4 protein-coding genes and 1 pseudogene are annotated in these 5,284 nt (G+C 39.5%); 1 reads left to right on the top strand and 4 read right to left on the bottom strand.

Annotated elements, in window-relative coordinates:
• Positions 1-1,578: pseudogene (locus tag Q0X72_RS12975) on the bottom strand (hypothetical protein); the annotation flags it as partial.
• 220 nt (positions 1,579-1,798) lie between these two features.
• Between Q0X72_RS12975 and Q0X72_RS12980 the strand changes: the two are divergent.
• Complete coding sequence (locus Q0X72_RS12980; protein WP_297766222.1) at positions 1,799-2,944, top strand: response regulator; 1,146 nt, start codon at positions 1,799-1,801, stop codon at positions 2,942-2,944.
• Between the two features lie 274 nt (positions 2,945-3,218).
• Here Q0X72_RS12980 and Q0X72_RS12985 read toward each other — a convergent pair whose 3' ends face one another.
• The 3 genes from Q0X72_RS12985 to Q0X72_RS12995 form a co-directional block, all read right to left on the bottom strand.
• On the bottom strand, positions 3,219-3,695 hold the full coding sequence (locus Q0X72_RS12985) for a DsrE/DsrF/DrsH-like family protein (protein ID WP_297766225.1): 477 nt from the start codon (positions 3,693-3,695) through the stop codon (positions 3,219-3,221).
• 15 nt (positions 3,696-3,710) lie between these two features.
• A complete protein-coding gene (locus Q0X72_RS12990) occupies positions 3,711-4,019 on the bottom strand; it encodes a TusE/DsrC/DsvC family sulfur relay protein (RefSeq protein WP_297766227.1) in 309 nt (102 codons plus the stop codon).
• 32 nt (positions 4,020-4,051) lie between these two features.
• Positions 4,052-5,284: FAD/NAD(P)-binding oxidoreductase (locus Q0X72_RS12995; protein WP_297766230.1), on the bottom strand; the 1,233-nt coding region annotated here is incomplete at its 5' end.

The following is a 5,284-nucleotide window of genomic DNA, read 5'->3' on the forward strand; positions in this document are numbered from 1 at the left end:
CCCATTTTCCAATTGCTGCAATCGTTGCCATCCACAGTAATACAGTATAGGGTCATAGAACTTATCGTTCGAAAAAATGTACTTAAGATTGTATTTCTCCGGAATCGTCAAAAACTGCTGGAGGGATCCTATACCTTCCACCCCCCTGAATTTGGAATTCTCTAATCGTTCAATAGCCTTACTCGTTAATTCAGGTAAGCGGCGGGCCGAATGATAATTCCCATCAACCGTCATAGCATTTGTCTGAGCAGATAGCCATGCCATTTGATCACCAAATCCCAACGTTAGATATCGCCATTGGTCGTGCATATCCTGATTTAGGAAATTTACGATTGGAAGCATCTTAATTTTTTGAGGTTGGGAGGGCCTGAAATAGCCAAGACTCATCGTAAAGATCACCATAAACAAAATACCGGCTGCCAGAAATGCTCCCAGGATACGGTGATACATAGGTCCAAATCTCTCCTGAAGTGCCTTCCTAAGGTCTCCTTCAACAATACGGTACAGAAACTCACCAAAAATGGGAAGGGCCATGATAGTTGCCCATAAGGTAAAACGGTCTAAGGTAAGGATGTTAAAAGCTGTGTCTCCCAATACCATTCTTGGAATTGGGGTAGTTCCGCCGGTTCCTAAAATTGTAAGAATACTTATAGATAAACCAAAAAAGAGATATCGCTTACTATAAAAGCGATAGAAAACATACGGCAAAATAAATAACAGTATTCCCCAGGGAATTATAAAAAATACAAGTCCGGAAGAGGTTACCTCCAGGAAATTATCGCGTGAGCCATGAGGGATAGGCACTTGTGTAATCGGATTCGCCCTGGAATTTAACCAGTAGGGAAGTATACATAGCACAATTAGTGCGAGTGACCCCATTCCAAAACCTACTATTCTCCAAAATAATTTTTGGAAAGACTTGAGAAATACCCTGAAGGTGATTTTTTTCGCGTCTTTGACTTTCTCCTTGGCATCGTCCATGATGGCCATTCCAATCAAGGGAAAAATAAAAAATACCATTCCAAAAATAGGGGTGACATGATGCGAAGTAACGGTCACTGCTATTAGAGAAAATGCGGTAATTAAGTTGAAATACCTTCCTGTTCTGATCCATTGATAGATCTCAGGAAGAGCGTGTAATAATACTGAAAGGCCAATAATACTCGGTAATTGACCAAAAATGTGCAAAGTTTCAATGAAAGTGGAAGAAAAAACGGCCATCAAGGCAGTATAGCCGGCAATTCTACGATTCCCTGTGAGCAATAACCCGAAACGATAAGCGCCGGTTATGAATAAAACGATACTTAATAAAGCCACTGAATACAGTCCGAACTTAAGGCCACCTAGAAATGAAAAAAGCGCCATTAATTGATGCGCTAAAGGAGGATATCCCATTACTGTAAAGCCCGTATACCACCTGTGTTCCCATGGTTCCCACCAACTTGTTGCGTAATGATCCGCAAAGAAAAGGTGTATAAGGGCGTCATAAGTGGATTCTAACGTAAAAAATAAAGCAGATCCATGAAAGGCTATACCAATCAAAAGAGCGAGAACCAATAAGATATTTGTCTGCTTCATGCAACAATTCTGTAGGAAAATATAACATTATAAAGATAGATATATTGTGATGTAGGCCCACTATCGGCCACAGGCAGAACACGGCCATTGACCTACAGAAAATCCCCATTCGTCTTTGTCGGTCCTTTTTGGAAGTTAACTCTATCTACTTTTGGCAAAGAAATTAGATAACCAAATCAAACTAGTTTCATTAAAAACAAATTAATTTAATACTTAACCTATGAAAATTTTAGCCATTGATGATCAGCAATTAATCTTGCTGTCAGTAGAAAAAAAGATAACCGAATTGGGATTTGAAGTTCAGATAGCCGATAGTGGTGCAAAAGGTATTGAGCTCTATAACAGCTTTCAGCCCAACCTTGTAATAGTAGACATCAATATGCCCGGGATGTCTGGTTTAGAAGTTGTAAAGCATATAAGGATCGAGCAAAACCAGGATACTCCTATATTGGTACTCTCTGGTAATACCAATGAATCTATCATTGTAGACGGATTTGATCTTGGTATCAATGATTATATGAAAAAACCGGTAAGCCTAAATGAAATGGCTGCTCGGATCCATCGAATCTTAGGAGTTTGTACGTTACCAAACACTACAAGTCCAACGACAAAACAACAAGTGATACAGAAATATTGCGTTGGAGTGGTGATTCCTTGTTATAATGAGGAAGAACGACTCTCCAGTGCTGTATTCCAGGAATTTGCCTCAAAAAACCTGGGATATCATTTATGCTTTGTAAATGATGGCAGTACGGATAAAACCCTGGAAGTACTTCAGGAACTTAGAAAAGGAAATGAAGACACTATCAGTATCTATGATTGTGAAAAGAATGGCGGGAAGGCCGAAGCGGTAAGGCAGGGATTATTACACCTGGCCAAGGACACACAATTCGATTATCTGGGGTATCTAGATGCAGATCTTTCAACAGATTTCAGAGACTTTGATGATTTGGTCAACACCTTGGAGAATTCAGATTTTAAGATTGTCAGTGGTTCCCGTATCAATAGAATGGGTGCTGACATTACCAAAGAATCGGCCCGAAAGATCATCAGCAAGACCATCAACCTTATTATTCAAACAATATTAGGGATGCCCTTTAAGGATACCCAATGTGGTGCCAAGATCATGAAGCGTGAAATGATAGCTCCAATGTTTGATAAAAGGTTTATAACACGTTGGTTGTTCGATGTGGAGATCTTTATGCGAATGAAGAAATTCTATGGAAAAGCGACTGTTCAGAGCTTGATCTGTGAACAACCTCTAAAGAGGTGGATCCATGCAGATGGTTCTAAGCTTTCCATGAAAGACTCTATTAAGATCGTAGGGCAATTAGGGCAGATAGCCTGGCATTATAAAGCTGCCTGATAAGTCAATTATAATAAAAATTAAAACTAAATATTATGTTACCTAAAAGAAAGTACAAAGGATTATTGCAACTAGATGGCAACAGAGAAATTTATCAGATCTGTGATGTAAATTTTAATAAGAAAGAAATTATATTAAGCATCATTCCATCAAACATTCTCAAATCAATTTAAAGTGCCTGACGCAAAAAAATGACAGTGGCTTATTAAAAAACCCAACGTAAAACGTTGGGTTTTTTTTCATTGATGCCTTTGTTTCTCAACAATAAATATATTTAGACAAAGACAATATGGGTGTTATCTGTATTTGCCCTATCATAGAACTGACCTATAGTAATAACATCTTCTATCTCATCAATAAGGTCGTCTTTATCCAAATGGAACATATCCATGGCCAGTTTACAAGCCCAAAGCCTGCAACCAGAATCGGACAGGATCTCCAGGAACTCCCCTACAGGAGGCATATCCAGTTTTTCCATTTCCTTTTTCATCATTTTACTAGCAAGTGCTTCCACCCCTGGTAATCCACCCAGCATGGTTGGCATATGCATAGCCGGATTTCCTACAGTAGCGACATGCAAGTGCTCCAGCTTCTTCTTTTGAATTGCTTCCAGACCAAAGAAAGTGAAAAATATTTCAGATTCAATTCCTTCCATTCTCGCCCCATTGGCCATTACAAAGGCCGCATACACATTTTCCAGTGTAGCCTTGGAGAGAATAAAAAGCATTTTTTTTGCTGTTGTTTTGCTCATGATCTTAGTTTTTAGTTAAATACAGCTTTTTGGTTTTGGGATTCCGGCAATTAGCGTTGCTTTTTTTAAGGGTCCTCCCGGGAATAAGCTGTAAAATTCCTTGATATTGATCACTCCGCTATTTTTTATACCCCGAATAGACAAGGGTTCTTCTTTCTTGAATTTCTCCTGTACATAGGTGATGACTTCCCAATGCCTTGGAGTAAGGATAATTCCTTCCTTATTAGCCAGTTGTTCTCCTATCTCCTTATCCCATTGATTGAAATCGGTTAAATATCCTTCTTCATTTACATGAATTTCTCTACCTGCAATTGTTGTTTCCATTTTTATCGATTTTTTGTGTTGAATTTTATTGTTTATTCTGCGTGTACAAATTGTTTGCCTTTCTCTGACATTTTTGAAGGAACAAACGGAATTGGTACTCCTTTGAGTAACATGTTCCAGTAGACCCACCTAAAGGCCAGTTTTCCCATATGGTTCATCCTGCTTTCCTTTAACAATCGCAATGGACCTATTCCTGGGAAAGGAAATGTTCCTTCCACTGGTTCATGGGTATAATTAAAGTCGATCAAAAGTGCTTTCCCTCCACCTGTTTCTATGAAACAGTTAGAGTGCCCATCGAACTCATCTTTTAATGGTTCCCCATGAATGTATCGCAAAATGTTCTCAGTTAAGATCTCAGCTTCAAAATGCGCCACAGATCCGGCTTTGGAAGCAGGAACATTGGTGGCATCTCCTATGGCAAATATATTCTTGTGTGCGATGGTCTGTAGGGTCCCTTTATCTGTAGGTATATAGTTAAGGTCATCTCCCATTCCTGAACGAGCAATAACCTCATCACCCATATTGGTTGGTACTGTTACCAACAGGTCATAGGGCACTTCGGTCTCCGCATAGTCAATGATCTTGTTATTCTCCTGATCTACGCGTTCAATATTGAAATCACCCACCACTTTTATCTCCTTCTCATCCAACAAGTACTGCAATACCTTGGTAGCCTCTACAGTGGTAAAAGCACCACTAAGTGGGGTTACAAAGGTAATATCTACCTTATCACGCATATTTTTATCCTTAAAGAAGGCATCTGCTAAAAAGGCAAATTCTAAAGGGGCTACAGGGCATTTAATAGGCATTTCGGTAATATGAACAACCAGTTTGCCACCTTTCCATTCCCTTAGTTTGTCCCGTAAGGCTTTAGCGCCTTCAAAGGTGTAGAAATCGAATATATTCTTGTACCAATTAGGCCCCAGCATCCCTTCTACCTCGCCCGGTGCTGTTTTGGAACCGGTAGCTACAATTAATACGTCATAGGGTAATTCTTTCCCTTTCTCTAGCTTCACGATATTCTTCTCGGGGATGATCAGATCTATTTTCTCCTGTATGTAGTTAGCTTTTTTAGGGATATATTTTACGCCCTTTTTCCTTATTTGTTTGGGTTTGTAAATATCAAAGGGAAGGAATAAATAACCGGGTTGATAATAATGTGTGGCATATTGGTCTACAATGGTGACCTGCCAATCTTCTTTTCGCAATTTGGAGGTCAGGTGGTTGGCCATCATGGTCCCCGCTGTACCTGCACCAAGAATTAC

The organism is uncultured Muriicola sp., assembly GCF_947258935.1.
Taxonomy (GTDB): domain Bacteria; phylum Bacteroidota; class Bacteroidia; order Flavobacteriales; family Flavobacteriaceae; genus Muriicola.

Coding starts and splice junctions, on each gene's coding strand:
- Q0X72_RS12980 (WP_297766222.1), top strand. CDS start 1,799: ATGAAAATTTTAGCCATTGATGATCAGCAATTAATCTTGCTGTCAGTA.
- Q0X72_RS12985 (WP_297766225.1), bottom strand. CDS start 3,695: ATGAGCAAAACAACAGCAAAAAAAATGCTTTTTATTCTCTCCAAGGCT.
- Q0X72_RS12990 (WP_297766227.1), bottom strand. CDS start 4,019: ATGGAAACAACAATTGCAGGTAGAGAAATTCATGTAAATGAAGAAGGA.